The organism is Streptomyces flaveolus (genome assembly GCF_014648815.1).
Lineage (GTDB): Bacteria > Actinomycetota > Actinomycetes > Streptomycetales > Streptomycetaceae > Streptomyces > Streptomyces flaveolus.
This window is the reverse complement of the sequence record NZ_BMRV01000001.1, coordinates 710,350-736,643: the sequence shown is the minus strand read 5'-3', so window position 1 is coordinate 736,643 and position 26,294 is coordinate 710,350. Positions and strand designations below refer to the sequence as shown.

General features: G+C 70.6%; 27 protein-coding genes and 1 tRNA gene. 9 read left to right on the top strand and 19 right to left on the bottom strand.

The window, feature by feature from the left end:
- Positions 1-77 precede the first annotated feature (77 nt).
- The 5 genes from IEZ05_RS03325 (at position 78) to IEZ05_RS03305 (ending at position 5,662) form a co-directional block, all read left to right on the top strand.
- Positions 78-1,448 (top strand): ABC transporter substrate-binding protein, encoded by a 1,371-nt coding sequence (locus IEZ05_RS03325; RefSeq protein ID WP_189228427.1) that lies wholly within the window; start codon positions 78-80, stop codon positions 1,446-1,448.
- Entirely contained in the window at positions 1,445-2,389 is a 945-nt protein-coding gene (locus IEZ05_RS03320; protein ID WP_189228426.1) for a carbohydrate ABC transporter permease, read from the top strand. Before IEZ05_RS03325 ends, IEZ05_RS03320 begins: the two co-directional genes overlap by 4 nt.
- Positions 2,386-3,261 (top strand): carbohydrate ABC transporter permease, encoded by an 876-nt coding sequence (locus tag IEZ05_RS03315; RefSeq protein ID WP_189228425.1) that lies wholly within the window; start codon positions 2,386-2,388, stop codon positions 3,259-3,261. Before IEZ05_RS03320 ends, IEZ05_RS03315 begins: the two co-directional genes overlap by 4 nt.
- Entirely contained in the window at positions 3,258-4,247 is a 990-nt protein-coding gene (locus tag IEZ05_RS03310; protein WP_189228424.1) for a zinc-dependent alcohol dehydrogenase family protein, read from the top strand. The genes IEZ05_RS03315 and IEZ05_RS03310 overlap by 4 nt, the downstream gene beginning before the upstream one ends.
- A 212-nt stretch (positions 4,248-4,459) precedes the next feature.
- Positions 4,460-5,662, top strand: coding sequence for a TerD family protein (locus IEZ05_RS03305; RefSeq protein WP_189228567.1), 1,203 nt, complete (start codon positions 4,460-4,462; stop codon positions 5,660-5,662).
- A 42-nt stretch (positions 5,663-5,704) separates the two neighbouring features.
- Here IEZ05_RS03305 and IEZ05_RS03300 read toward each other — a convergent pair whose 3' ends face one another.
- From IEZ05_RS03300 to IEZ05_RS03280, 5 genes are all read right to left on the bottom strand, one after another.
- The gene (locus tag IEZ05_RS03300; RefSeq protein WP_189228423.1) at positions 5,705-6,274 is read right to left on the bottom strand and encodes a TetR/AcrR family transcriptional regulator; all 570 of its coding nucleotides are present in this window, start codon (positions 6,272-6,274) and stop codon (positions 5,705-5,707) included.
- A gap of 136 nt (positions 6,275-6,410) precedes the next feature.
- Complete coding sequence (locus tag IEZ05_RS03295; protein WP_189228422.1) at positions 6,411-7,997, bottom strand: TROVE domain-containing protein; 1,587 nt, start codon at positions 7,995-7,997, stop codon at positions 6,411-6,413.
- Positions 7,998-8,357: 360 nt separating this feature from the next.
- Positions 8,358-8,437, bottom strand: a tRNA-Met gene (locus IEZ05_RS03290).
- 31 nt (positions 8,438-8,468) lie between these two features.
- Entirely contained in the window at positions 8,469-9,923 is a 1,455-nt protein-coding gene (locus IEZ05_RS03285; protein WP_189228421.1) for an alkaline phosphatase PhoX, read from the bottom strand.
- A gap of 326 nt (positions 9,924-10,249) precedes the next feature.
- On the bottom strand, positions 10,250-11,677 hold the full coding sequence (locus tag IEZ05_RS03280; RefSeq protein WP_189228420.1) for a hypothetical protein: 1,428 nt from the start codon (positions 11,675-11,677) through the stop codon (positions 10,250-10,252).
- A gap of 279 nt (positions 11,678-11,956) precedes the next feature.
- On the opposite strand from IEZ05_RS03280, the gene IEZ05_RS03275 reads away from it, so the two are divergent.
- Positions 11,957-13,783: an endonuclease/exonuclease/phosphatase family protein gene (locus tag IEZ05_RS03275; RefSeq protein WP_189228419.1), complete on the top strand. Its 1,827-nt coding sequence runs from the start codon at positions 11,957-11,959 to the stop codon at positions 13,781-13,783.
- Positions 13,784-13,794: 11 nt separating this feature from the next.
- Here IEZ05_RS03275 and IEZ05_RS03270 read toward each other — a convergent pair whose 3' ends face one another.
- The 3 genes from IEZ05_RS03270 to IEZ05_RS03260 all read right to left on the bottom strand — a co-directional run bounded on the left by IEZ05_RS03270 (position 13,795) and on the right by IEZ05_RS03260 (position 15,536).
- On the bottom strand, positions 13,795-14,499 hold the full coding sequence (locus tag IEZ05_RS03270; protein ID WP_189228418.1) for an antibiotic biosynthesis monooxygenase: 705 nt from the start codon (positions 14,497-14,499) through the stop codon (positions 13,795-13,797).
- A gap of 147 nt (positions 14,500-14,646) precedes the next feature.
- The gene (locus tag IEZ05_RS03265) at positions 14,647-15,120 is read right to left on the bottom strand and encodes a DUF3618 domain-containing protein (RefSeq protein WP_189228417.1); all 474 of its coding nucleotides are present in this window, start codon (positions 15,118-15,120) and stop codon (positions 14,647-14,649) included.
- Complete coding sequence (locus tag IEZ05_RS03260; protein WP_189228416.1) at positions 15,117-15,536, bottom strand: phage holin family protein; 420 nt, start codon at positions 15,534-15,536, stop codon at positions 15,117-15,119. Before IEZ05_RS03260 ends, IEZ05_RS03265 begins: the two co-directional genes overlap by 4 nt.
- Before the next feature lie 147 nt (positions 15,537-15,683).
- Here IEZ05_RS03260 and dapA point away from each other — a divergent pair, with 147 nt between their 5' ends.
- Positions 15,684-16,619: a 4-hydroxy-tetrahydrodipicolinate synthase gene (gene dapA, locus IEZ05_RS03255; protein WP_189228415.1), complete on the top strand. Its 936-nt coding sequence runs from the start codon at positions 15,684-15,686 to the stop codon at positions 16,617-16,619.
- Here the strand turns inward: dapA and IEZ05_RS03250 are convergent.
- Positions 16,604-16,834, bottom strand: coding sequence for a hypothetical protein (locus IEZ05_RS03250; protein ID WP_189228414.1), 231 nt, complete (start codon positions 16,832-16,834; stop codon positions 16,604-16,606). The genes dapA and IEZ05_RS03250 overlap by 16 nt on opposite strands.
- 182 nt (positions 16,835-17,016) lie before the next feature.
- Between IEZ05_RS03250 and IEZ05_RS03245 the strand changes: the two genes are divergently transcribed.
- Positions 17,017-17,601, top strand: a complete 585-nt coding sequence (locus tag IEZ05_RS03245) for a hypothetical protein (protein ID WP_229869558.1) — start codon at positions 17,017-17,019, stop codon at positions 17,599-17,601.
- Between the two features lie 124 nt (positions 17,602-17,725).
- Here the strand turns inward: IEZ05_RS03245 and IEZ05_RS03240 are convergent, their stop codons facing one another.
- The gene (locus IEZ05_RS03240) at positions 17,726-17,920 is read right to left on the bottom strand and encodes a site-specific integrase (protein WP_229869557.1); all 195 of its coding nucleotides are present in this window, start codon (positions 17,918-17,920) and stop codon (positions 17,726-17,728) included.
- Between the two features lie 597 nt (positions 17,921-18,517).
- On the opposite strand from IEZ05_RS03240, the gene IEZ05_RS03235 reads away from it, so the two are divergent.
- A complete protein-coding gene (locus IEZ05_RS03235) occupies positions 18,518-19,648 on the top strand; it encodes an AlbA family DNA-binding domain-containing protein (RefSeq protein ID WP_189228413.1) in 1,131 nt (376 codons plus the stop codon).
- Positions 19,649-19,806: 158 nt separating this feature from the next.
- Here the strand turns inward: IEZ05_RS03235 and dapD are convergent, their stop codons facing one another.
- From dapD to sufD, 9 genes are all read right to left on the bottom strand, one after another.
- Positions 19,807-20,796, bottom strand: coding sequence for a 2,3,4,5-tetrahydropyridine-2,6-dicarboxylate N-succinyltransferase (dapD, locus tag IEZ05_RS03230; protein ID WP_189228412.1), 990 nt, complete (start codon positions 20,794-20,796; stop codon positions 19,807-19,809).
- Positions 20,797-20,998: 202 nt separating this feature from the next.
- Positions 20,999-21,535: a TetR/AcrR family transcriptional regulator gene (locus tag IEZ05_RS03225; protein ID WP_189228411.1), complete on the bottom strand. Its 537-nt coding sequence runs from the start codon at positions 21,533-21,535 to the stop codon at positions 20,999-21,001.
- Complete coding sequence (locus tag IEZ05_RS03220; protein ID WP_189228410.1) at positions 21,535-21,855, bottom strand: DMT family transporter; 321 nt, start codon at positions 21,853-21,855, stop codon at positions 21,535-21,537. The genes IEZ05_RS03225 and IEZ05_RS03220 overlap by 1 nt, the downstream gene beginning before the upstream one ends.
- A gap of 86 nt (positions 21,856-21,941) precedes the next feature.
- A complete protein-coding gene (locus IEZ05_RS03215; RefSeq protein ID WP_009187969.1) occupies positions 21,942-22,274 on the bottom strand; it encodes a metal-sulfur cluster assembly factor in 333 nt (110 codons plus the stop codon).
- Positions 22,271-22,738 (bottom strand): Fe-S cluster assembly sulfur transfer protein SufU, encoded by a 468-nt coding sequence (sufU, locus tag IEZ05_RS03210; protein ID WP_189228409.1) that lies wholly within the window; start codon positions 22,736-22,738, stop codon positions 22,271-22,273. The genes IEZ05_RS03215 and sufU overlap by 4 nt, the downstream gene beginning before the upstream one ends.
- A gap of 17 nt (positions 22,739-22,755) precedes the next feature.
- A complete protein-coding gene (locus IEZ05_RS03205) occupies positions 22,756-24,012 on the bottom strand; it encodes a cysteine desulfurase (RefSeq protein ID WP_189228408.1) in 1,257 nt (418 codons plus the stop codon).
- Entirely contained in the window at positions 24,009-24,773 is a 765-nt protein-coding gene (gene sufC, locus IEZ05_RS03200) for a Fe-S cluster assembly ATPase SufC (RefSeq protein WP_189228407.1), read from the bottom strand. Before sufC ends, IEZ05_RS03205 begins: the two co-directional genes overlap by 4 nt.
- 7 nt (positions 24,774-24,780) lie before the next feature.
- Positions 24,781-25,098, bottom strand: a complete 318-nt coding sequence (locus tag IEZ05_RS03195) for a non-heme iron oxygenase ferredoxin subunit (protein WP_189228406.1) — start codon at positions 25,096-25,098, stop codon at positions 24,781-24,783.
- Positions 25,095-26,285, bottom strand: coding sequence for a Fe-S cluster assembly protein SufD (gene sufD / locus IEZ05_RS03190; protein ID WP_189228405.1), 1,191 nt, complete (start codon positions 26,283-26,285; stop codon positions 25,095-25,097). The genes IEZ05_RS03195 and sufD overlap by 4 nt, the downstream gene beginning before the upstream one ends.
- Positions 26,286-26,294 lie beyond the last annotated feature (9 nt).

The window sequence follows — 26,294 nt, the reverse complement described above, 5'->3', positions numbered from 1 at the left end:
AACCACCCGCACGTCCCCGCAGGGCACCCCCATGCCCCGCACCGCCCCCTATCTCCCCATATGTTCAGGAGCGATCCATGCGAACCCAGAGCCGACGGAGGCCGCGAGCCCTGCTCGCCACGGCCGCCGCAGGGACGCTGCTCGCCCCGCTGCTCTCCGGCTGCTGGGTCGGGGCGGGCGGGGCCGGGTCGGGCGGCGACGCCATCAACGTCCTGATGGTCAACAACCCGCAGATGACCGAGCTGCAGAAGCTCACCGCCGGCCACTTCACCAAGGAGACCGGCATCAAGGTGAACTTCACCGTCCTGCCGGAGAACGACGTCCGCGACAAGATCAGCCAGGACTTCGCCAACCAGGCAGGCCAGTACGACGTCGCCACCCTCTCCAACTACGAGATACCGATCTACGCCCGCAACGAGTGGCTCCACGAGATGGACCCCTACGTCGCGAAGGACCCGGCGTACGACGAGAAGGACATCCTGGGGCCGATGCGCGAGTCCCTCACCGGCGACGACGGCAAGCTCTACGGGCAGCCCTTCTACGGCGAGTCGTCCTTCCTCATGTACCGCAAGGACCTCTTCGCCGCGAAGGGCCTGACGATGCCCGCCCACCCCACCTGGACCCAGGTGGCGGACCTCGCCGCCGAACTGGACGGGGCAGAGCCGGGCATGAAGGGCATCTGCCTGCGCGGACTGCCCGGCTGGGGCGAGCTGATGGCCCCGCTGACGACGGTCGTCAACACCTTCGGCGGCACCTGGTTCGACAAGGACTGGCAGGCCCGGCTCGACTCGCCCGAGTGGGAGAAGGCGACGAAGTTCTACGTCGACCTGGTCCGCGAGCACGGCGAGTCCGGCGCCGCCCAGTCCGGCTTCGCCGAGTGCCTGAACAACCTCACCCAGGGCAAGGTCGCCATGTGGTACGACGCCACGTCGGCGGCGGGTTCCCTGGAGTCGGCCAAGTCCCCGGTCAAGGGAAAGATCGGCTACGCGCCGGCCCCCGTCGAGAAGACCGACTCCTCCGGCTGGCTCTACACCTGGGCCTGGGGCATCCAGAAGGCGTCCCGCAACCCCGACAAGGCCTGGAAGTTCGTCTCCTGGGCCTCGAGCAAGGAGTACGAGCAGCTCGTCGGCGACAAGGTCGGCTGGTCCGACGTCCCGGCCGGCAAGCGGGCCTCGACGTACGAGAACCCGGCCTACCGCGCCGAGGCCGCCGCCTTCCAGGAGATGACCCGCGAGGCCATCGAGGGGGCGAAACCGGGCGACCCCGGCGTGCAGCCGCGCCCCGCGCCCGGCATCCAGTTCGTCGGCATCCCCGAGTTCACGGACCTCGGCACCAAGGTCTCCCAGGAGATCAGCGCGGCCGTCGCCGGACGCCAGTCCGTCGAGGAGGCCCTGAAGAAGTCCCAGCAGCTCGCCGAGAAGATCTCCGAGGAGTACGAGGGACGATGACCGCCACGACCTCGGCCCCCGCGGCCGCACCCGACCACGTCCGCACCACCGTCCGCCCGCCGTCCTCCCGGCTCAAGGCCTGGGCCACCCGGGCCCCGCTGCTCCCCGCCCTGATCTTCATGATCGCGGTCACCCAGCTGCCCTTCGTGGCCACCCTGGTGATCTCCCTCTTCGACTGGAACGCCCTCTACCCGGACGCACGCCGCTTCACCGGCCTCGCCAACTACGGCGACGTCCTCACCGACCCCGACCTGCGCAGGTCGGTGTGGACGACGATCCTGCTGACCGCGGCGGTGGTCCTCGCCAGCCTGGTCCTCGGCCTGGCCCTCGCCCTGCTCCTCGACCGCCGCTTCAAGGGCCGGGGCGTGGTCCGCACCCTGCTGATCGCGCCGTTCCTGGTCGTCCCGGTAGCGGCGGCGCTGCTGTGGAAGCACGTCCTGTACAACCCCGAATACGGCCTGCTCAACGGCCTGTTGCACTACGTCGGCGGCCCGCAGCCGGACTGGATCTCGAACACCCCGCTGCTCGCCGTCGAGGCCTCACTGGTGTGGCAGTGGACGCCGTTCATGATGCTGATCCTGCTGGCCGGACTGCAGAGCCGGGACCAGCAGCAGATCGAGGCCGCCCGGGTGGACGGCGCGAGCGACTGGCAGATCTTCGTCCACCTCACCCTGCCCCACCTGCGCCGCTACCTCGAACTGGGCGCCCTGCTCGGCTCGATCTACATCGTCCAGAACTTCGACGCGGTGTTCACCCTCACGTCCGGCGGCCTGGGCACGGCCAACCTGCCCTACACCGTCTACCAGAGCTTCTACCAGGCCCACGAGAACGGGCTCGCCTCGGCCGCGGGCGTCCTGGTCGTCATCGGCTCGATCGTCATCGCCACCTTCGCGCTGCGCGTGGTGTCGTCCCTGTTCCGCGAGGAGGTGTCCCGCGCATGAGCGCCACCGCCGTACGCCCCGCCGCCGTACGCACCGAGCCCGCCCGAGCCCGCCGCAGGGGCGGCGCCGGTCTGGGCCTGGTCGCCTGGCTGGCCGGGATCGTCTTCTTCCTGCCCATCGCGTGGATGGCCCTGACCTCCTTCCACTCGGAGGAGGACGCGGCCACCAACCCGCCGTCCTTCGCCGCCTCGCTGACCCTGGACGGCTACCGCGAGTTCTTCGGCGCGGGCGGCGGCGCGAGTCCCTGGCCGGCGCTGATCAACTCGGCGGTGGCGTCGGTCGCCTCGACCCTGTTCGTCCTGGTGCTGGCCCTGCCGGCCGCGTACGCGCTCTCCATCCGCCCGGTGAAGAAGTGGACGGACGTCCTGTTCTTCTTCCTGTCCACCAAGATGCTGCCGGTGGTGGCGGGCCTGCTGCCGATCTACCTGTTCGCCAAGAACACGGACCTGCTGGACAACATCTGGCTGCTGGTCGTCCTCTACACCTCCATGAACCTGCCGATCGCGGTCTGGATGATGCAGTCCTTCCTGGCCGAGGTCCCGGTGGCGATCATCGAGGCGGCCCGGGTGGACGGCGCGAGACTGCCGACGGTCCTGGCCCGGGTGGTCGCCCCGATCGCCCTCCCCGGCATCGCCGCGACCTCCCTCATCTGCTTCATCTTCAGCTGGAACGAACTGCTCTTCGCCCGGGTGCTGACGGGCGTGGTCGCCGAGACCGCCCCCGTCTTCCTGACCGGCTTCATCACCAGCCAGGGCCTGTTCCTGGCGAAGGTGTGCGCCGCGTCGCTCGTCATCTCCCTGCCGGTGCTCGCCGCGGGGTTCGCCGCCCAGGACAAACTGGTCCAGGGCCTGTCGTTGGGAGCCGTGAAATGAAGGCCGCCGTCATCGAGTCCGTGGGCCGTGCCGTCGTCAGCGAGGTCCCGGACCCGACGCCAGGGCCGCGCGAGGTCGTCGTCGAGGTCGCGGCCTGCGGCCTGTGCGGCACCGACCTGCACATCCTCCAGGGCGAGTTCGCGCCCGAGCTGCCCATCGTGCCGGGCCACGAGTTCGCCGGCGCGGTGGTCGGCGTCGGCACCCAGGTCACCGAGGTGTCGGTCGGCGACCGGGTCGCCGTCGACCCCTCCCTCTACTGCTACGAGTGCCGCTACTGCCGCACCGGCCACAACAACCTCTGCGAACGCTGGGCGGCCATCGGCGTCACGACGGCGGGCGGCGCGGCGCAGTACGCGGTGGCACCGGTGGCGAACTGCGTGAAGCTCCCCGAGCACGTCCGCACCGAGGACGCGGCGCTGATCGAGCCCCTGTCCTGCGCGGTCCGCGGCTACGACGTCCTGCGGTCCCGCCTCGGCGCCCACGTCCTGATCTACGGCTCGGGCACGATGGGCCTGATGATGCTGGAGCTGGCCAAGCGGACCGGCGCGGCGAGCGTGGACGTGGTGGACCTCAACCCGGCCCGCCTGGAGACGGCCCGCGGCCTCGGCGTCTCGGCGTCGGCCGCCACCCCGGACGAGCTGGACCGGCCCCAGGGCTGGGACCTGGTCATCGACGCGACGGGCAACGCGGCGGCGATCCAGGACGGCCTGGACCGGGTCGCCAAGGCGGGCACGTTCCTCCAGTTCGGCGTGGCCGACTACGCGACGCGCGTGCAGATCGACCCGTACCGCATCTACAACCAGGAGATCACCATCACCGGCTCGATGGCGGTCCTGCACAGCTACGAGCGCGCGGCGGAACTGTTCGCGAACGGCGTCCTGGACCCGGACGTCTTCATCAGCGACCGCCTCCCCCTGACCCGCTACCCGCAGGCCCTGGAGCAGTTCGCGGCGGGAGTCGGCCGCAAGATCGTGGTCGTCCCCTGAGTCCTCTGTCGTTCAGCCCGTCCGGCGTTCGAGGAAAAGGCCGCCCAGGCCGAAGCGGGGGTCTGGGGGCGGCAGCCCCCAGGGACGGGAACGGGAAGGGGCGGCGGGGGCGAAAACCCACTGGCGCCCCGCCCCACCTCCCCCGCGACCCGAATGGCCCCCGGGTAAGGGAACGGTAAAACGACCTCACTCGTTCACCCGGCATGACAGCTATGACCCCCGGCTCGAACATCCCCCTCTCCGCCGCCCGCGTGACGGTGGACGTCAGCGCCCCCGTGCGGCTGGACGTATCGGGCCTGCTGCTCACCGCCGACGGCAAGGTGCGCTCAGACGACGACTTCATCTTCTACAACCAGCCCACCGGCCAGGGCGTGACGTACCGCTCCGGTGGCGGCACCGCCCCGGACGCGATCACGGTCGACACCGCCGCCGTCCCGCCGGGCATCGAGAAGATCGTCGTCACCGCCAGCCCGGACGCCGCCGGCCAGACCTTCCAGGGCATCGAGCCGACCGCCACCATCCGCAACGCGGACGACAACTCCGTCCTCGCCACCTTCACGCCCCCGCAGCTCGGCGGCGAGACGGCACTCGTGATCGTGGAGGTCTATCTGCGCAACGGCGCCTGGAAGGCCCGCGCGGTCGGCCAGGGCTACGCCAACGGCCTCGCGGGCATCGCCACCGACTTCGGCGTCACGGTGGAGGAGCCGGCGGCCCCCGCCCAGCCGGCCCCGCCGCAGGCGGCCACCCCGCCGCCGGCCCCGCCCGCCGCCGCGCCCACGATGCCCGCCGCTCCCCCGGCGCCGCCGGCCACTGCGCCCGCGCCCGCTCCGGGCACCGGGAAGATCAACCTCGACAAGGGCCGGGTCAGCCTCCAGAAGAACCAGACGGTCTCGCTGATCAAGGGCGGCCGGCCGCTGCTGTCCCAGGTCAAAATGGGCCTCGGCTGGGAGCCCGCCTACCGCGGCAAGGACATCGACCTGGACGCGTCGGTCATCGCCTACGGCCCGCAGCGCAACCACATCGACAGCTGCTACTTCGGCAAGCTCCAGATCGTGAACGGCGCGATCCGCCACTCCGGCGACAACCTCACCGGCGAAGGCGGCGGGGACGACGAGGTGATCACCGTCGACCTCGGCCGGCTCCCCATGGACGTCTCCGGCCTGGTCTTCACGGTCAACTCCTTCTCCGGCCAGAAGTTCACGGAGGTCGCCAAGGCCTACTGCCGCCTCCTGGACGGCACGACCGGCGAGGAACTGGTCCGCTTCGACCTCACCAGCGCCGAGCCGCAGACCGGCGTGATGATGGCGAAGCTGATCCGCCAGTTCTCCGGCGAGTGGGAGATGACCGCCATGGGCGACTTCGTCAAGTCCCGCACGGTCCGGGGCATGGTGAAGCCGGCGGGCCAGGCGCTCTAGGGGCCGGGCACAGGGCCGCTCCCCGGACACCCGGCCGCGGCCCTACGCCCGCAGACCGTCCACCACCAGCGACAGATACCGCCGTACGGACGTCCCGTCCTCCGCGCCGGCCATCTCGGACGCCGTCACCACGCCGTGCACCAGCCGCAGCACCTCGACGGGCTCGACGTCGCGGCGCAGCGCGCCCTCGTCCTGCGCCGCCCGGACCAGCCGCGTCGCCGCCCCGCGCACGCAGTCACCGCACGCCGCGCCCACCGCGCCCCCGCCGCCGGTGACGGCCGTGCCCAGCAGCGCCTTCAGGCCGCGCACCTGGAGCATCCCGACGGCGAGTTCGCCGAGCCACGCGACGAGCGCCTCGCCCGCCGGCCGTCCGGCCGCGATCACGTCGGCGCGGGCGGCGATCGCCTCGATCCGTTCCAGGTAGGCGGCCTCCAGCAACGCCCGACGCGTCGGGAAATGCCGGTACAGGGTGCCGACGCCGACCCCGGCGCGCTTGGCGATGTCGTCCAGCGAGGCGCCCTCACCGCGCTCGGCGAAGGCCTGCACCGCCACCGCGAGCAACCGCTCACGATTGCGCCGGGCATCCGCCCGCATGGGCCTGACCTGCGCCATCCCACTACTCCCTGCCCGCCGGGGAACCTCCCCGGCAGCCTACCGCGCGGGGTCCGCACGGCCGGGCGAGCGGCCCGGTGAGCGCCCGCGGCCCGCACCCGTCGTGCGTGGGCGCGGGCCGCGGGGGCCGGTGGCGTCAGGCCGCCGCCCAGGGCCAGTCGGCGTCCCGGGCGGCCTCGAGCAGCGGGACCATCCGGAAGGCCGCGTCCGAGAGACCTCCGAAGGTGTGCCGGTTCGCCCGGCCCGACGGGCCGTGGCCCGCCCGGTACCCGGCGAGGTTCCAGGTGTAGACCGGCACGTCCGCCGGGACCTGCTCGGTCGGGTCGCCGTGCCGGCTGTACGCGTACTGCTCGTCGGTGACGATCAGCACCCGGTCGTGCTTCCGGTAGTGCCGGCGGGCCGCCTCGGTCGTGTCGGTGCCGCCCAGGTCGCCGAAGCGGCCCAGGATCTTCAGCACCGACTCGCCGCGGCGGAACGTCACGCGCCTGCTGGTCGTCCCGAACTCGACGAGGTCGGCGTCCGCCGCCCGCAGTGCGAGCGCCGTGCCGAAGACCGCCGCCGCGTCGGCCCGGTTGAGCTCCGAGCGGTCGGACATCCGCGAGTGGAACATGGAGCCCGAGCGGTCCACGAGGACCAGTGTCCGGCCGGGCAGCGCGGGCACGTTGGCCAGCGAGTGGCCGAGCGCCTGCTCCAGCGGGTACGACCAGCGCAGTGACGGCGCGTGCCGGTACGCGGCGAGGTAGCGGAAGGGAAACTGCCGCGAGCGCGCCACCTGCTCCGGGTCGCTGATCCGCGCCGCGACCTGTGCGGCGACCTCGTCGGACACGCCGGCCTCGTCGAAGTTGCGCAGGTTTCGGATGAGCGCCATGGCACCCATGGACGGGATAACGGCTTCCCACGCCGCCTTGTCCATCGGGCCCTGGAGCCAGCCGGCCAGCATCTCCCAGGTGATGCCCGCCGCCGCGAGCCGCTCGGCACCGTCGGGTGCGGTGACGACCGCCCGCCGCCGCTCGACGGGCAGCGCCATCAGCTCGCGGTGTGCGACCAGGACGCGGTTCGACGCGGGCGGCACCGCGGTGTCGGGATTGTGCCGGCGGTCCAGCGCGTACCGGAACAGCTCGCCCTGCCACGGCTTGTCCGGGTCCGGCGCCGCGTGCACCAGGTTGAGGATGTCGCCGAAGCGGTACCCCTTGGACACGGTGTCGTACTTCAGCAGCGACGTGCCGTGGTAGAGCCGCCGAACGGCGTCGGCGATCCCCCGCTTGACCGGCTTGGGCACGGCGCGGCCGTACGTCGCCGTCCAGTAGGCCAGCAGCTCGCCGGGCTCGTCTGGCCGCTGGAGCACCGAGGCGACGACCTCGCGGTTGGTGGGGCCGTCGGTGGCGCCGGCGTCGAGGCGGGCCTTGACGTACTCGGCGGCGCCGACGATCGAGGCGGTGCGCAGGTTGCCCTCGCCGCGCAGCCAGCCGAGCAGGCCGGCCGTCCAGGACGGGTCGGTGAGGGCGAGTTCGCGCACGAGCCCGGCGAACCGGTCGTCGCGGTCGGCGCCGGACTCGTAGAAGGTCTGCTGCGACACGAAGTTGCCGACCGCCAGCAGGAAGAGCTCGGAGCGCGGGTCACGCTCGTGGCCCCGGCCGCCCTGGTGGGTGGTGAGGACGCGGCCCGTGGACGTCACGCGCGAGGTGGGCTGCGCCTTCGCGGACCTGGTGTTGAATCGCGCCATGATGAATTCCCCCGAATTCGTCCGGAGGGAGGCGTGGCGAAGGAAGGGTGCCCGAGGTCGGAATCGGCGACGGGACTATCCGGACGCTCTGCCGATTGAGCTACACCGACCCGAAGTCGGTGACGAGGATTCGAACCCCGCAACATTCCGGTCAAGGAAGTATCCGCTGCCTGCGCACCGGACACCCTGCCATTCGCTGCGCCTCCCGAGATCAAGTCGGCCGCGGCATCGGGTTCTTTGTCGAGAAGAAGTAGCCGCGGCCCGCGCACCGGGAGGTGCGTGAAGTTTTCGGTGTCCAGAGTTCAGGTCGGCGGAACCGACAAGGTGCTCTAACCCCTGAGCTACACCGGCGCGTTGCGCCGGAGACGGGACTCGAACCCGTGACCGCCCCATTATGAGTGGAAGTAGGTCCTGCCTTCGCACCTGGACGTGCATCACTCTAAAAGGGCGGCCACCGGTCGGGCGAGCGAATTAATTGCCGCGCTTCTGCCGCTTCCACGGCCCGGTGATGGCGAGCATGATGCCGGGCGTCTGGATGTTGGCGTACAGGGTCCGGCCGTCGGGCGAGAAGGTGACGCCGGTGAATTCGCTGTACTCGGGCTCCTCTTCGGACCCGATGTTCAGCTCGTTGCGGGCGATGGGGTAGGTACGGCCGCTGTCCGTGGCGCCGAACAGGTGCTGGACGCCGTCGCCGTCCTCGGCGATGACGAGGCCGCCGTAGGGCGAGACGGTGATGTTGTCGGGGCCGTCGAAGGCACCGTCGGCGGAGGGGTCGGGGTTGACGCCGAGGAGGACCTTCAGGGTGAGGGTGCGGCGCTTGGGGTCGTAGAACCAGACCTGGCCGTCGTGCGGCCGGGGGCTCTCTTCACGGGCGAAGGAGGAGACGACGTAGGCGCCGCCGTCGGCCCACCACATGCCCTCCAGCTTGCGGGCGCGGGTGACCTGGCCGTCGGTGAACTGCTTGCGCACGGACGTGGTCTTCGCGTCACGGTCGGGGACCTCGACCCAGTCGACGCCGTAGACCGTGCCGGTCTTCGTGGCGCGGGAGAGGTCGTCGACGAACTTGCCGCCGGAGTCGAAGCACTTGAACGCCTCGAGGACGCCGGCGTCGTCGGCGAGGGTGCGCAGCCGGCCCCGGCCGTGCCGGAAGCCCTCCGGCGGGGTCCAGCGGTAGAACAGGCCGTTGGGGCCGGAGGCGTCCTCCGTGAGGTACGCGTGGCCGCGCTTGGGGTCGATGACGACGGCCTCGTGGGCGTAGCGGCCAAGCGCCTTGATCGGCTTGGGGTTCCGGTTGGCGCGGCGGTCCTCGGGGTCGACCTCGAAGACGTAGCCGTGGTCCTTGGTCATGCCGTTCTTGCCGGCCTTGTCCTCGGTCTCCTCGCAGGTCAGCCAGGTGCCCCACGGGGTGCTGCCGCCCGCGCAGTTGGTGGCGGTGCCCGCGATGCCGACCCACTCGGCGACGTGGCCGCCGCGGCGGACCTCGACGACCGTGCAGCCGCCGGCGGCCGCCGGGTCGTAGACCAGGCCCTCGGTGAGCGGCACCGGGTGGTCCCACTTGGTGCGGGGGCCGCCGAGTTCGTGGTTGTTGACGAGGAGGGTGGCGCCCCGCGGGCCCTCGAAGGTGGCGGTGCCGTCGTGGTTGGAGGGGGTGTACTCGCCCGTCTCCAGCTTGGTCCGGCCGCTGTACGTGACGATGTCGTACCGGAAGCCGGCGGGCAGGGCGAGGATGCCGTCCGGGTCGGGGACCAGCGGTCCGTAGCCGACCCCGCCGTGGTCGTGGCCGTGGCCGTGCGCCTCCGCGCTCTCGGTGTCGGTGGACGCGAGGGCCTGCGGGGCGGTGGCGAGGGCGCCGACACTGCCCGCCAGCACGACTCCGGCACCGGTGAGTGCGGATCGGCTGGCGAAGTCCCTGCGGGTGAGCGACATGGTGTCTCCTGTGACGATGAGCGTGCCGTGGAGGGTGGCGGACCTCGGTTCGGCGTCACGCTGTCGCCCGCGTCTGAACACCAGCTGAACTGAACACGACGCCCCCCTGCCCACTTGAGTGAATCCGCACGGGGGGCCACAACCGCGGGCATGGGTGCCGCCAAGCGCAGCACGGGCGGGCGCTGCGGCGCCCGGCAAGCACCGGGCCGCGTCACCCACCCGGCACCCGCGGCAGCACGGGGCACCGCGCAGGCGCCGGGCCGCGTCACCCACCCGCCGGTCCGCCGGACCAAGGGCTCCGGGACACCCCGGTCGCCCAGGCCCGCTCAACCCCCGTGCTGCGACCTCGCCTTGAACGCCGCCTTGCGCGCTTCCTTGGCCACCTTCTTGTCGGGGTGCAGCCGCCCCATCGCCTCCAGGACGTCCGCCGTGGCCGGGTGCCCGACCCGCCAGGCGGTGTCGAAGAACCCGCTGTGCTGCATGGCCAGCCCCTGCACGAGGGCCCGCAGTTCCTCGGAGTTCCCCTCGGCGGCGAGCTGCGCAGCGACCGTGTCGATGGTCAGCCAGAAGACCATCTCCTGCGGCGGTGCGGGCACGTCCCGCGCCCCGTGCTCGGTCAGCCAGACCCGGGCCAGCCCCCCGAGTTCCGCGTCGTCGAGGACCTCCCGCAGCGCGGGCTCGGCCCCGGCGCCGACCAGGGACAGCGCCTGCTGGCAGCGCAGTCGGCGCAGGGGCGCGCCGGCGTCCGAGCCGCGGGCCGCGGCCAGCAGTTCGCGCGCCGCGGCGAGCGGTTCGCGGTGGGCCAGCCACAGCTCGGTCTCGGCGTGGGCCGACACCGGCGGGAAGGACGCCGTGCCGTCCAGCAGCGCGTCGGCGCCCTTGTCGGCGAGGTCCCCGACGGCGGGTGCCTCGAAGCCGGCCTCCAGCAGCCGGGTGCGCAGCGCGTACAGCCCGAGCGGGGTGAGCCGGACCATGCCGTAGCGGGCGACGTCGGCCTCGTCGACGGGCGCCGCGGGTTCCTCGTCCGCGTCGGCCATCAGCGCCTCGTCCACCGGCTGGTAGGTGACGAGGCCGACGGGCTCCAGCAGCCGGAACTGGTCGTCCAGCCGCATCATCGCGTCGGAGACCTGCTCCAGGACGTCGTTGGTGGGCTCGCCCATGTCGCTGGGCACGATGACGGACGCGGCCAGCGCCGGCAGCGGCACGGGGGTGTCGTCGGACCCGTCCTCGCCGACGGTGAGCAGGTACAGGTTGCCGAGCACGCCGTCGAGGAACTCCGCCTCGGACTCGGGGTCCCAGCCGAGGGACGACAGGTCGACCTCGCCGCCCTCGGCCATCGCGTCGACGATGTCGTCCAGGTCGGGCACGCTCGCGTCGGCGAGCACCGTCTCCAGTGCGGTGAGCCACACGCCGAGCACGTCCTGCGGGGAGCCGCCCGTGAGCAGGGCGAGGTCCTCGCCCGTGGTGACGGTGCCCTGCTCCTCGTCGGTGATCTCCACCAGCCCGGTGTCCACCGCGATCCGCCACGCCTCGCTCGCGTAGGCCGCGGCGTCGTCCCCGGTCAGCCCGAGCAGCTCGGCCGCGGCCGGCAGCTGCTCCTCGACGAGCCCGCCGCCGGCGTCGACGCGGGTGTCCGGCCCGGCCCAGCGGGCGAGCCGGGCCGCCCGGGAGAGCACCGGCGTGGACAGCGCGTCGCGGGCCAGCTCCGCTTCGGGTCGCAGCCGTGCGGGCGGCAGGGTGGAGCTGTCTGACATCGGCTGATTCTCCTAGCGCGCCTCGACCGCCGTACGGCCATCCTCACCGCCGTACGGCTCAGCCGCTCAGCCTAGACGGGTTTCCACCGATGCCGCCCGGTTCATCTCCCCGTCGGGTGCCGTACATGGCCGAAACCTTGACAACTGACCTGAGCAGGCAGGAGATTGACGCGCGTAGAAAGCGGGGGGACAAGTGTTCACTCAGGTCCACGTGGACCCTGGGGCCCCTCGCGTCCCACCCTCGTCCCGGCGCTCTGTCTCGTCCCCGGAGGGATCCCGTTGGCCAGCAAGTCCTCCGCGCGCCTCGCCGCGCTCACCGTCGCTGCCGTCTGCTCGGCTGCGTCCACCGTCGTCCTCACCTCGCCCGCGCACGCCGACTCGGTGCGCATCCACGACATCCAGGGCACGACCCGGCTGTCGCCGTACGCCGGACGGCAGGTCACCGACGTGGCCGGAATCGTCACCGGCGTCCGCGGCTACGGCTCCTCCAGAGGCTTCTGGATGCAGGACTCCCAGCCGGACGCGGATCCGGCCACCAGTGAGGGCGTCTTCGTCTTCACGAGCTCCACCCCGAAGGTCGCCGTCGGTGACGCGGTCACCGTCTCCGGCACGGTCTCGGAGTTCGTCCCGGGCGGCACCTCGTCCGGCAACCAGTCGCTGACCGAGATCACCCGCCCGACGGTCACCGTCGTCTCGAGCGGCAACGCGGTCCCGGCCGCGACGACCGTCTCCGCCCGGTCCGTGCCGCGCGACTACGCCCCCGAGGGCGACCCGGCCGCGAACGGCTCGGTCAACGCCCTGCCGCTGCACCCGGAGCAGTACGCCCTGGACTACTACGAGTCCCTGGAGGGCATGAACGTCCGGGTCGCCGACGCCCGCGTGGTCGGCGCCTCCGACCCGTACACCGAGCTGTGGGTCACGGTGAAGCCGTGGGAGAACGCCGACCGCCGCGGCGGCACGGTCTACGGCTCCTACGACTCCCAGAACACCGGCCGGCTCCAGATCCAGTCCCTGGGCAAGCCGGCCGACTTCCCCGCCGCCACCGTCGGCGACACCCTCGCCGGCACGACCGCCGGCCCGCTGGACTACAACCAGTTCGGCGGCTACACGCTGGTCGCGAGCGAGATCGGCGCCCTGCGGAGCGGGGGCACCGAGCGTGAGTCGACGCGGGCGCAGAGCGACCGCGAGCTGGCGGTGGCCACGTACAACGTCGAGAACCTCGACCCGTCCGACGCCACCTTCGCCGCGCACGCCGACGCGATCGTGCACCACCTGAAGTCGCCCGACATCGTGTCCCTGGAGGAGATCCAGGACAACAACGGCGCCAAGGACGACGGCACGGTGGCCGCCGACGTGACGGTCGGCAAGCTGATCGACGCGATCGTCGCGGCGGGCGGCCCGCGCTACGAGTGGCGGGGCATCGACCCGGTCGACAGGGCGGACGGCGGCGAGCCCGGCGGCAACATCCGCCAGGCGTTCCTGTTCAACCCGGAGCGGGTCTCCTTCACCGACCGCGAGGCCGGCGACGCGACCACCGCGACCGGGGTGGCGAAGGTGCGCGGCAAGGCGGTGCTCACGCACTCCCCCGGCCGCGTCGACCCGGCGAACGCGGCCTGGGAGAACAGCCGCAAGCCGCTGGCCGGCGAGTTCGTCTTCCGCGGCCGGACGGTCTTCGTCCTCGCCAACCACTTCAACTCCAAGGGCGGCGACCAGGGCCTGACCGCGCAGTACCAGCCGCCGGTGCGCAGCTCGGAGATCCAGCGCCACGCCCAGGCGAAGGCCGTGAACACCTTCGTCAAGGAGATCCTCGCCGCCCAGAAGAACGCGGACGTCATCGCCCTCGGCGACATCAACGACTTCGAGTTCTCCGGGACGGCGCAGATCCTGGAGGACGACGGCGCGCTGTGGTCGGCGGTCAAGTCCCTGCCGCGCAGCGAGCGTTACTCGTACGTCTACCAGGGCAACAGCCAGGTCCTGGACCAGATCCTGGTCAGCCCGTCGATCCGGCGCAGCGGGCACCTGTCCTACGACAGCGTGCACATCAACGCCGAGTTCCCCGACCAGATCAGCGACCACGACCCGCAGGTGCTGCGCTTCCGTCCGTAGCGGCAGGGGGCCTACCCGGGCGTCAGGCCGAGGGCGTGGTCGTACCGGCTGCCGGTGAAGCCCCGTACGTCCGGATGGGTCCGCACCCGGTCCCACTGGTCGGTGGCCGCGCCGATGCCCTCGCCCGGCGCGGCCAGGGCGGCGTCGTAGGCGTGGGCGCTCTCCCACTCGGCGTAGTTCAGCACATGGGTGCCGTCGGTGCTCAGGTGGAAGTGGGCCGAGATCAGGCCGCGGTGCCCCACCGGGTCGTCGGCGAGCGCCTCGAGCACGAGGTCGACCCAGTCGCCGCGGCGCTCCGCCGCGTCCTGGGCGAAGTCGATCCGGACGGTCACGATCAGGCCGGGGACCCGGGTGTCCCCGGCCTGGCGCTCCCGACTGCCGTGGCGCCGGTACCGGCCGAGTCCCAGCCGTTCGATGCCCGGCACGGCGGTGTCGATCTCGTCGACGCGCTCCTGCCGGTGCGTCTTGACGAAGGCCTCGTACGCCTGCTCGCTCGCCCACTGCGAGTGGTGCAGAAGTGTGCTGCCGTCGTGGCCGGTGTAGACGTGGTAGCTCAGCAGGTCGCCGGCGGGCCAGGGACGGTGCTGCCAGGTGCGGGCGATGGCGTCGACGGTCTGCCGCTGCCGCAGGGGGGTGCCGACGCGCCAGGTGCTGAAGAAGGGTGCCCGCGCGCCGGGGCGGGCGAGTTCGGGGTGTGCGTCGGTACGGCGGGTCATGCCGGCCTCCACTGATCGGTGGTCGTCGGGTGCACGCACCACCCTCCGACCTCGACCAAGGTTGAGGTCAACCCCGGACCGACGGCATCGGAACAGGAACGACGAGGGGCCCCGCGCAGGGGCCCCCTCGTCGCGCCGTCTCCGGAATCAGCAGTGCCCGTGCCGCCGGCGCCGCAGCACACCCGCCGCGACCACCGCACCGGCCGCCGCGCCGGCGACGAGCACCGGACGCGGATGCCGCATCCCGGCCTGGACCACGCCGCGCACCCGCTCGGGCACCCGCTGCCGGGCCTGGTGCTGGGCGGTGTGACCGGCCCGGTCCGCCTTGTCGTGCACGGTGTGACCTGCGCGGCTCGCCTTGTCCTGCACGCTGTGACCGGCCTGCGCGGCGGAGCTGCGCAGCTGCACGGTCATGGCACCGGCCTTGTCCCTGAGGTCGGCGGCCCGGGCCTTGGCGCGGCCCTTCACGTCCGCCTTCCCCGCCAGCTCCTCCACGGTGTCGCCGAGCTGGCTGCGGGTCTGTTCGATCTGCCGTCGCAGCTCGTCGGGCCCCTTGGCCCCGCCGGTCGGCTGCGCGGTGGAGCCGGTCCTCGCGCCGTCTCCGCTCGTCGCGTCGGTCATCGATGCGCCCTTTCCCTGATCTCGTCCACGTCGGCCCTGACACTGCCGAGGGTCTGCTCGGGCGTGGGGGGTGCGGCCCGGCGGAGCTGGGCGCGGCCGGTCATGGCCAGGATGCCCGCGATCACGAAGAGCACCGCCGTCACGATGAGTGCCGCGGCCCAGACGGGCAGCGCCAGCGAGAGTGCGGCGGTGGCCGTGCCGGCCAGGGCGAACAGGCCCACGTAGGCGATGGCGCCCGCGGCACCGAGCATTCCGCCGCCGCGCCCGACGCGCTTGCCCTTCTCGGCCAGCTCCACCTTGGCAAGGGCCACTTCCTGGCGCACGAGCCGGGAGAGCTGTTCGGTGGCCTGACCGACGAGTTCGCCCACGGAGTGGTGCTCGTCGTGCACAGGCCTGGTGTGCATGGTCCCGGTCACGGTGTTCCGCCTCCTCTCGGTTCGGAGGCATCCGGGTACCCCCGCCCGACGGGCACTACCCTCGCGCTCGACCGGTCAGCATCACTTACCCATATTCCGTAGATAATTTAAGTAGAGCTACACCATCGGTCGGCCGACACTACCTCCATGACGACTGAGAGCCACCCCGCACCCGCCGCCCCTCCCCGTCCCTTCGGCCGCGCCCTGTGCGCCATGGTCACCCCCTTCACCGAGGCGGGCACGCTCGACCTGGACGGTGCGCAGCGGCTCGCGGACCGGCTGGTGTCGCGGGGCTGCGACGGTCTGGTGCTGTCCGGCACGACGGGCGAGTCGCCGACCACCACGGACGCGGAGAAGGCGGCGCTGGTCACGGCGGTGCGGGAGGCCGTCGGGGACCGGGCGGCGCTGGTCGCCGGGGTGGGCACCGCCGACACCCGGCACACGGTGGAGCTGGCGCGGGCCGCGGAGAAGGCCGGCGCGGACGGCCTGCTGGTGGTCGCGCCGTACTACAGCAGGCCTCCCCAGGACGCGCTGGAGGCCCACTTCCGGGAGATCGCGGACGCCTGCGGGCTGCCGGTCATGCTCTACGACATCCCGGGCCGCACCGGCACCCGCATCGAGCCCGACACGATCGTCCGGCTGGCCGGACACCCCCGCGTCGTGGCGGTCAAGGACTGCTCCTACGACCTCCTCGGCACCCAGAAGGTGCTCTCCCGCACGGACCTGGCGTACTACGCGGGCTGCGACGAGCAGATCCTCGCCCTGTACGCGATCGGCGCCGCGGGCTGTGTCAGCACGGTCGCCAACGTCGCACCGGAGCCGTTCCGGGCCGTCCTGGACGCCTTCGACGCGGGCGACACCCGGGAGGCGGCCCGGCTCCAGCGGCGGACGATCCGCCTCACCGAGCTGATGATGGCCTCGGACCTGCCCGGCACGGTCACCGCCAAGGCCCTCCTGAACGCGCTGGGCCTGCCCGCGGGCCCGGTCCGCGCACCCCTGCGCCCCGCGGACCCCGGGACGACCGACCGGCTGCTGACGGCGTACGCCGAACTCGCCTCCGACGCGGCTCAGTTCCAGGCGTAACCGTCACCGAACAGCAGCGTGTGCTCCAGCACGTCCTCCATCGGGTCGTCGATCTGCCCCACATGGGCGTTGAGGAGCCCGAATCGGGGCCCGTTGTGCGAGCCGGTGGTCGTCTCGTCGGCGTGCGCGGCCCCCGCCGGCACCCAGCACACCAGCACCGCGGCACCCGCCCCGGCCAGCCAACGCGCCACACCCCTCGCCCGCTCGTTCGTCATCCCAGGCTCCTCGTTTCGTCGGATCGGCGTCTGATCGGACTCTGTGTCCACCGGTTCATCCGCCGACCCCACCGGAAAGTCACGCGGAGTCATCCGTACGGGGAAGTGCCCTACGCCGTTGCCGAAGGGCCGACACGATCCCGACGGTGGCCCGGGACCGACATCTGCCGCATGATCACGTCATGACGAGCCCCGCTGCGTTCCGGGACCGGACGAACTGGTCCGGTGGCTACTACGAGTTGGCCATGGAGGTGGGCTCGAGCGAGGACGCCCGGCTTCAGCCCGTCCTGAGCGCCCTGTGGTCCGCCGCGGACGTCCAGGGCTGCTTCGGGCACCGGGACCGTGAACCCGAGGAGCAGGATCCCGTGCCGTGCACGGTCGGCTCCCTGACCGAGTTCGGCCACCTTCACGGACAGGTCCGGCTCCCGACGGGCCAACTGGTCGTGTGCGGGTGCGTGGCGATCCGCGGCGGCGACGAGAGCGGCGACTGGCTGGACTTCTACGTCCCCCTGGGTGCGCTGGATCACGCGGGTCTTGCCTACGGGGACGGTCGGCCGTTCTTCAGGTCCGACGTGATGGACGACTGGCTGGCCGCCATCGGGACCGAGACCTACCGGAGCGCCCCCTTCGGCCTGGGGGTCATCGGCTTCGAGGTCTCCGGTTGCACCGACGCATCGACGCTGGCGGGAAGGTTGCCGCGGACGCGGGACATCGGGTACCTGCTGCCACAGGGCGACGCCCTGCACTACGGCGCCGCCAACACGTGAATCCTCGCCGAGAACCCACGAGCGCCCTCCCGACGAGGGCCGCCGGGGCCGTCGGAAGGGCGCTGCACCCGCCGGGCGGGGCCGGTCAGTTGTGGCTGTTCTGATCGCGATGCAGGTCAGGAGGTCAGCCTGCCCCTGGGGCCGTTTCGGGGCCGTCCTCGGTACTCTCCGGGTCCCGGAAGACGCGATCCACGGCGGCCCGGGTGCGTGCCTCGCTGTTCGGCATCAGGTGCGTGTACGTGCGCAGGGTGAAGCTCGGATCGTGGTGACCCAGGTACTCGCTCAGGGCCTTGATGCTCTCCCCCGCGTCCAGGAGCACCGAGGCGTAGAAGTGCCGGAGAGCGTGCAGCCGTTCTCACGTCCGAGAGGAACGCCGGCGGCAGTCCCGAGCTGAGGAAGTAGGGACTCGCGAGTGCAGACGCTCCCTGAGGCGTGTCCCGCGCAGAAGGCATCCCTGGAACGGTATCCGAGACGTCCGGTGAGCCGACAGGGCCACGATCGAGCGATGCCGATCATAGATGCGGTACAACTTTCCCTACTTCATCAAGGCCCGCGCACGGCGCGGGCGCGCGCCGCCTCTACGGCGCGGCCCGCCTCCTGTCTTCGCCCCGGCTGGCCGCGCCCGGCGGCTGCGGGCATGAAGTGGGGAGAACCCCTCTGTGGCTGGGGCGGTCGGCTCCACGGCTTTAGGCAGCCACTTTGGGGCGAGCCTCTAAGATCTTGGCCCCAACGTCGTGCTTTAACGGGCAGGTCCACAGACTGCCCGACTCGCCATCAGCTTACGGGGCCAAGATCACTCGCCCCAAAGCAGCTCCAGCCCAAATCCGCTCCGCCGACCTGGCGTGCACGAAACACGAAACACCCCTCGCAGCCACAGAGAACCTGGCATCCTTGGAATGCCGAAAGGAGATCCGCCATGAAGGAACGACCCCGTTCACCAGAAAATGAATGCCTCACCTTGCCCAACGGGACACAAGTGCAGCTGGACAAGTACAACTCACTCCACGTCAATCACGAGGAATTGCGCGACACATCTCTTAACCACTTGCGAGATCGTTTACAAAAAATCGAGAAACATGTATCCAAAAGAAAAAACAAACCAATAACAGTCGAGCTATTTATAGAATTTGACCCCGTTGACATCAACTTGCTGAGCGATTGGGAGATTGCGCGACGCCAAAGCGGCGGCCACTATACAGAAACCCGAATAGGCGGACTGCTCGTTTACCTTGAACAAGACGTCCTGCAAGCCTCCCTCTCGGCCGATTTTCCGTACACAGAGAAGGAGGAAGAGGTGATGGAGCGGGTCGGAGGTTACATCCGACATTCGCTCGGAGAAATCACCGATGTGAGGTTCTGCGCTGGGCTTGCGGAGGCACCGGCCTGGAGCTTTCAGGTGATCCCGGATCTTGGCCGCACCGTAGGACACTGCGTTGAAGTCGCACGGTGCTTCGAATCCCTGCTCCGATACAAGAATATGGATCCATCCACCCCCCAGGGCGTGCTTGCGTTGACGATTGCCGGGCAGGCCTCCTGCCTAATCGGACGGATCGAAAATGACTGGCTTGAGGTCAAACAGAGCTACGGAATCTCAGATAAATCTCAGAAGCACGAGTTTGCCTGCGACGTCGCATCATTCGCAAACGCGGGAGGAGGAATAATCGTGGTTGGCATCACAACCAATAAAGACTCACAGGGGCGGGACGTCATCAGCGCAATCACCCCCTGCAGAAACGGATCAATCAATGTTCAAACGTACCAACAGGCTGTATCAGAAAGAGTAATTCCTGCCATTGAAGGGATCTCGTTCGACGTAGTTAGCGTCGAGGGAGGCGACCTTCTAGTCGTGCAAGTGCCAGAACAGCAAGAGGCCAAAATGCCCTTCATTGTTAAGGGTGGAACGATTGGCGATAATACTTCGCGAATCCGAACCTCATCCTTCTCGATCCCAGTTCGCCGCAACGCGGAGAAGGAATTCACGACCCCCGAATGGGTGCACTCACTACTAGCGTCCGGACGAGCTTTCTTGAACTACAAAAGTGGGTGACGGCTTGCGGCAAGGTTCCTACGTACGAGCGCCCTCCCGGGCCGTCCTGGGGCCGTAGAAGGGCGCTCAATGCCGACCAACGTCGACAACTGCCGACAACTCAGCAGCAGGTCAGGGCGTTGATCGATAAGGCGGCCGTAAGTCACGGCCGCCCGTGATCAGTTGTGGCTGTGCAGGACGTCGTTCAGGCCGCCCCACACCGCGTTGTTCGGGCGTGCCTCGACCGCGCCCGTGACCGAGTTGCGGCGGAAGAGGATGTGGGAGGCGCCGGAGAGTTCGCGGGCCTTGACGATCTGGCCGTCGGGCATGGTGACGCGGGTGCCCGCGGTGACGTACAGGCCGGCCTCCACCACGCACTCGTCGCCGAGCGCGATGCCGACGCCCGCCTCGGCGCCGACCAGGCAGCGCTCGCCGATGGAGATGATCACGTTGCCGCCGCCGGAGAGCGTGCCCATGGTGGAGGCGCCGCCGCCGATGTCCGAGCCGTCGCCGACGACGACGCCCGCGGAGATGCGGCCCTCGACCATCGACGTGCCGAGCGTGCCGGCGTTGAAGTTGACGAAGCCCTCGTGCATGACGGTGGTGCCCTCGGAGAGGTGCGCGCCGAGGCGGACGCGGTCGGCGTCGGCGATGCGGACGCCCTTGGGGGCGACGTAGTCCGTCATGCGGGGGAACTTGTCGATCGAGGTCACCTGGAGGTGCAGACCCTCGGCGCGGGCGTTGAGGCGGACCTTCTCGACGTCGTCGACGGCGACCGGACCGAGCGAGGTCCAGGCGACGTTGGCGAGGTGGCCGAAGATGCCCTCGAGGTTCTGGCCGTGCGGCTTGACCAGGCGGTGCGAGAGCAGGTGCAGGCGCAGGTAGACGTCGTGGGCGTCGATCGGCTTGTCGTCGAGCGAGGCGATGACCGTGCGGACCGCGACCACCTCGACGCCGCGACGGGCGTCCGGACCGACCGCCGCGGTCGCGCCGCCGCCGAGCAACTGGGCGGCCTGCTCGGCGGAGAGCCGCTCGGTGCCGGCCGGGCCGGGCTCGGCGGACAGTTCGGGGGCGGGGAACCAGGTGTCGAGGACGGTGCCGTCGGCGGCGATCGTGGCAAGCCCGGCGGCCACGGCGCCGGTGGTGCGAGGAGCAGTCGTGTCGGTCATGAGGGCAACCTAACCGGCCGGGGGCATCGGGTGCGAACCGGCCGGCGGGGCATCTCACGTGGCGAGCGGATGCCCGCGGCGGCCTGCGCGGCTTCATTGGGGGTGCGCGTAGCGCGGTGGGTGGTGGGGTGGGTCGGAGCCGCGCCGGGGGGTGTCCGTCCTCGGAACGGCGCGGAATCGCCCCGCCCGAGCACCGCCCCCTTCACCCCAGCACCCGCTCCAGCACCACCCGCGCGTACTCCTCGTCGTACGGCGCGTCCGTCAGCAGGACCTGGAGGCAGATCCCGTCCAGCACGGCCACCAGCGCCCGCGCCGTGACCGGGTCCGTGCGGGCGGCGAGGAGGGTGCCCACGCCCTCCGCCCACTCCGCGGCGACCGGCCGCAACGCCGGACGGCGCAGCGCGGCCAGGTACAGCTCGTACTCCAGCTCGACCCCCGTCCGGTCACCGGCCAGCCACTCGCCGAGGACGCGGGCCAGTTCGGCCGGCAGGTCGGCCGCGGGGTCCGACAGCGCCGGGTGCGCGGCGACGACCCGGGCGAAGCCCTCGTTGGCCTGGCGCAGGGCGGCGACCAGGAGGTCGTCGAGGGTCGCGAAGTGGTACGTCGTGGAGCCGAGCGGCACGTCCGCCTCCGCGGCGACCGTGCGGTGGCTGAGCCCCGCGATGCCCTTCGCCCCGACGACCCGGATCGCCGCGTCGATGATCCGTTGCCGCCGCTCGGGGTCGTAGCGCCGCGCCATCAGTGCGCCCCGCCCAGGTTCAGCACCACCACGCCGACGATGATCAGCGCGATGCCCGCCGCCTTGGTGAGGGTCATCCCCTCTCCCATGAAGGCCATCCCGATCGTGGCGATGGCCGCCGTGCCCACGCCGGACCAGATGGCGTAGGCCGTGCCGACGGAGAGGGTCTTCAGGGTCTGGGCGAGCAGTGCGAAGGAGATCAGGTAGCCGAGGGCGGTGAGCACGGACGGCACCGGCCGGCTGAAGCCCTCGCTGTACTTCATGGCGGTGGTCCCGGCGACCTCGGCGGCGATGGCTCCGGCCAGGAGCAGGTATCCCATGTGTACGAGCGTACATAACGGGGTCGGTCGCAGACGGGAGAACGGCGGCACCCGAGGGGTACCGCCGTTCTCGCGAGCAGGGTGTCTCAGACGTTGAACCCGAGCGCCCTCAGCTGCTCGCGGCCGTCGTCCGTGATCTTGTCCGGGCCCCACGGCGGCATCCAGACCCAGTTGATGCGCAGCTCGTTGACGAGGCCGTCCGTGGCGGACTTGGCCTGGTCCTCGATCACGTCCGTCAGCGGACAGGCCGCCGACGTCAGGGTCATGTCGACGGTCGCGATGTTCGCGTCGTCGACGTGGATGCCGTAAATCAGGCCCAGGTTGACGACGTCGATGCCCAGCTCGGGGTCGACGACGTCCATCAGGGCCTCGCGGAGCTCCTCCTCCGAGGCCGGCTTCATCTCCACGGTCTCGCTCATGCCGTCGTCTCCTTCTCGGCGTCGGCGTCCAGCGCCTGGGCCGTCGCGTCCTTCCAGGCCATCCAGCTCAGCAGGGCGCACTTCACCCGGGCCGGGTACTTCGACACCCCGGCGAACGCGACCGCGTCCTCCAGGACGTCCTCCATGGCGTCGTCGGGCTCGATCTTCCCCTTGGACTGCATCAGCTCCAGGAAGGTCTCCTGGATCTTCTGCGCCTGGGCGAGTTCCTTGCCGACCAGCAGGTCGTTCAGTACGGAGGCGGAGGCCTGGCTGATCGAGCAGCCCTGCCCCTCGTACGAGACGTCGCTGATCGTCGTGCCGTCGTACTTCACGCGCAGCGTGATCTCGTCACCGCACGTCGGGTTCACGTGGTGCACCTCGGCGTCGCCATCCCTCAGACCACGCCCGTGCGGGTGCTTGTAGTGGTCCAGGATGACTTCCTGGTACATGGAGTCCAGCTTCATGCGATTCGCTCGTCCCGTCAGCCGAAGAAGTTCCGTACGTGCTCCAGGCCGTCGACCAGCGCGTCGATCTCGGCCGGCGTGGAGTACAGATAGAACGACGCTCGCGTGGTCGCAGGAATTCCGTACCGCAGGCAGACCGGCCGCGCGCAGTGGTGGCCGACCCGGACCGCGATGCCCTGCTCGTCGAGGACCTGGCCCACGTCGTGCGGGTGGATGTCCCCCAGCGTGAAGGAGATCGCCGCGCCGCGCTCCTCGGCCGTGGTGGGGCCGATGATGCGCAGGTCCGGGACCTCCAGCAGCCGCTTGACCGCGTACTCGGTCAGCGCGTGCTCGTGGGCGAGGATCTTGTCCATGCCGATCGAGTTGAGGTAGTCGATCGCCGCGCCGAGACCGACCGCCTGCGCGACCGGCGGCGTGCCCGCCTCGAACTTGTGCGGTGCCGGGGCGTAGGTGGAGGAGTGCATCGAGACGGTCTCGATCATCTCGCCGCCGCCGAGGAACGGCGGGAGGTCCTCCAGCAGCTCCTGGCGGCCCCACAGGACGCCGATGCCGGTCGGGCCGCACATCTTGTGGCCGGTGAAGGCGACGAAGTCGGCCTGGAGGGCCTGTACGTCCAGCGGCATGTGCGGCGCCGCCTGGGAGGCGTCGATGCACACGAGGGCGCCGACCTCCTGGGCGCGGCGCACGATCGCCTCGACCGGGTTCTGGGTGCCCAGGATGTTGGAGACCAGCACGAAGGAGACGATCTTCGTCTTCTCGGTGATGACCTCGTCGATGTTCGAGAGGTCCAGGCGGCCGTCGTCCGTGAGACCGAACCAGCGGAGCTTCGCGCCCGTGCGCTGCGCGAGCAGCTGCCACGGCACGATGTTGGAGTGGTGCTCCATCTCCGTGATGACGATCTCGGTCTCGTGGTCCACGCGGTAGGGCTCGTCGGCCCAGCCGAGCATGTTCGCCACGAGGTTGAGGGACTCCGAGGCGTTCTTGGTGAAGATCACCTCGTCGCGCGACGGTGCGTTGATGAACTCGGCGACCTTGTCACGCGCGCCCTCGTACAGCGCCGTGGCCTCCTCGGCGAGGACGTGCACGCCACGGTGGACGTTGGCGTTGTGCTGCTCGTAGTACTCGTTGAGCACGTCGATGACCTGACGCGGGGTCTGCGAGGTCGCGGCGTTGTCGAGGTAGACGAGCTTCTTGCCGTCGTGGATCACTCGGTCCAGGATCGGGAAGTCCTTGCGGATCGCCTCGGTGTCGAGGAGGCCCGGCAGCTGTGTCACGCGGATGCGCCACCCTTCGTGTATGCCTCGTAGCCCTCTTCCTCCAGCTTGTCGGCGAGCTCGGCACCGCCGGACTCCACGATGCGGCCGGCCGAGAAGACGTGGACGTGGTCGGGCTTGATGTAGCGCAGGATGCGCGTGTAGTGGGTGATCAGCAGGGTGCCGACCTCGCCGGTCTCGCGGACGCGGTTCACGCCCTCGGAGACGACGCGCAGCGCGTCGACGTCCAGGCCGGAGTCGGTCTCGTCGAGGATCGCGACCTTCGGCTTGAGCAGCTCCAGCTGGAGGATCTCGTGGCGCTTCTTCTCACCGCCGGAGAAGCCCTCGTTGACGTTGCGCTCGGCGAAGGCGGGGTCCATGTTGAGGCGCTCCATGGCCTCCTTGACCTCCTTCACCCAGGTGCGCAGCTTGGGGGCCTCGCCGCGGACGGCGGTGGCGGAGGTGCGCAGGAAGTTGGAGACCGAGACGCCGGGGACCTCGACCGGGTACTGCATGGCGAGGAAGAGGCCGGCGCGGGCGCGCTCGTCGACGGACATCTCGAGGACGTCCTCGCCGTCGAGGGTGACGGTGCCGCCGGTGATCGTGTACTTGGGGTGACCCGCGAGCGAGTAGGCGAGGGTCGACTTGCCGGAGCCGTTGGGGCCCATGATGGCGTGCGTCTCGCCCTGCCTCACGGTGAGGTCGACGCCCTTGAGGATCTCCTTCGTGGCGTTGTCGGCCTCGACGGTGACGTGCAGGTCTCGGATTTCAAGCGTTGCCATGGGTGCCTCAGGACTCCTGGGTGAGGGAGACGAGCACGTCGTCCCCTTCGATCTTTACGGGGTATACGGGGACGGGGCGCGTCGCCGGAAGACTGTCGGGCTTGCCCGAGCGGAGGTCGAAGCGCGAGCCGTGCAGCCAGCACTCGATGTGGCAGTCGTCGACCTCGCCCTCGGACAGCGAGACGTTCGCGTGCGAGCAGATGTCGTGGATCGCGAAGATCTCGCCCTCGGTCCGCACGACGGAGATCGGCGTGCCGTCGAGTTCCACCCGCTTCGGGGTGTCCTCCTCCAGCTCGTCCGCTCCACAGACGCGTACGAAGGTCATGCGACCGACGCCTCCAGCTCCTCTTCGATCTTGGTGAGGAGGCGCTCCTCGATGTCCGGGACACCGATCTGCTGGACCAGCTCGGCGAAGAAGCCGCGGACCACCAGGCGGCGGGCGTCGATCTCGGGGATGCCGCGCGCCATCAGGTAGAAGAGCTGCTCGTCGTCGAAGCGGCCGGTGGCGGAGGCGTGGCCGGCGCCGACGATCTCGCCGGTCTCGATCTCCAGGTTCGGCACCGAGTCGACCCGCGCTCCGTCCGTGAGGACGAGGTTGCGGTTCATCTCGTAGGTGTCGGTGCCCTCGGCCTTGGCCTCGATGAGCACGTCGCCGATCCACACCGCGTGCGCGTCGTCGCCCTGGAGCGCGCCCTTGTAGACGACGTTCGACTTGCAGTGCGGGACGTTGTGGTCGACGAGGAGGCGGTGCTCCTGGTGCTGGCCCTTGTCGGTGAAGTACAGGCCGAACAGCTCGGCCTCGCCGCCGGGGCCGGCGTACTGCACGCGCGGGTGCAGGCGGACCAGGTCGCCGCCGAAGGTGACGACGACGGACTTGAAGGAGGCGTCGCGACCGATCAGGGTGTTGTGCTGGCCGACGTGCACGGCCTTGGCGTCCCAGTCCTGGACGGAGACGACGGTCAGCTTGGCGCCGTCGCCGAGCACGAACTCGACGTTGGCGGCGAGCACCGCGTCACCGGTGTGGTCGATGACCACGACGGCCTCGGCGAAGGCCCCGAGCTCGACGACCTGGTGGCCGTAGGCGACCCCGCCCTCGCCGTGCACGGCGATGCGGATCGGCTCGGTGAGCACCGTCTCCTTGGGGACGGTGACCACGCCGGCCTGCTCGAAGGCGGAGTACGCCTGGGCGGCGACGCGGTCCACGGGGGCGCCCGCACGGCCGATCCGGACGTCGTCGCGCCCGACGGTCTCGACGGTGACGCCCTCCGGCGCCTCGACGGTGACCTTCACGCCCTCGCCGGTGACGGTGGCGGTGCCGTCGTGCAGGCCGCGCAGCCGCTCCAGCGGGGTGAACCGCCACTCCTCCTCGCGGCCGTGGGGGACCGGGAAGTCCGCCACGTCGAAGGACGGGGGCGCGCTCATGCGCGTGGCGACGGTCGAGTCGGCCTCGGCGGCCACCGCGATCGCACCGGCGGTGGTGGAGCCCACCGGGATGTTCTGAGCCTCAGCCATGGCTGTCGT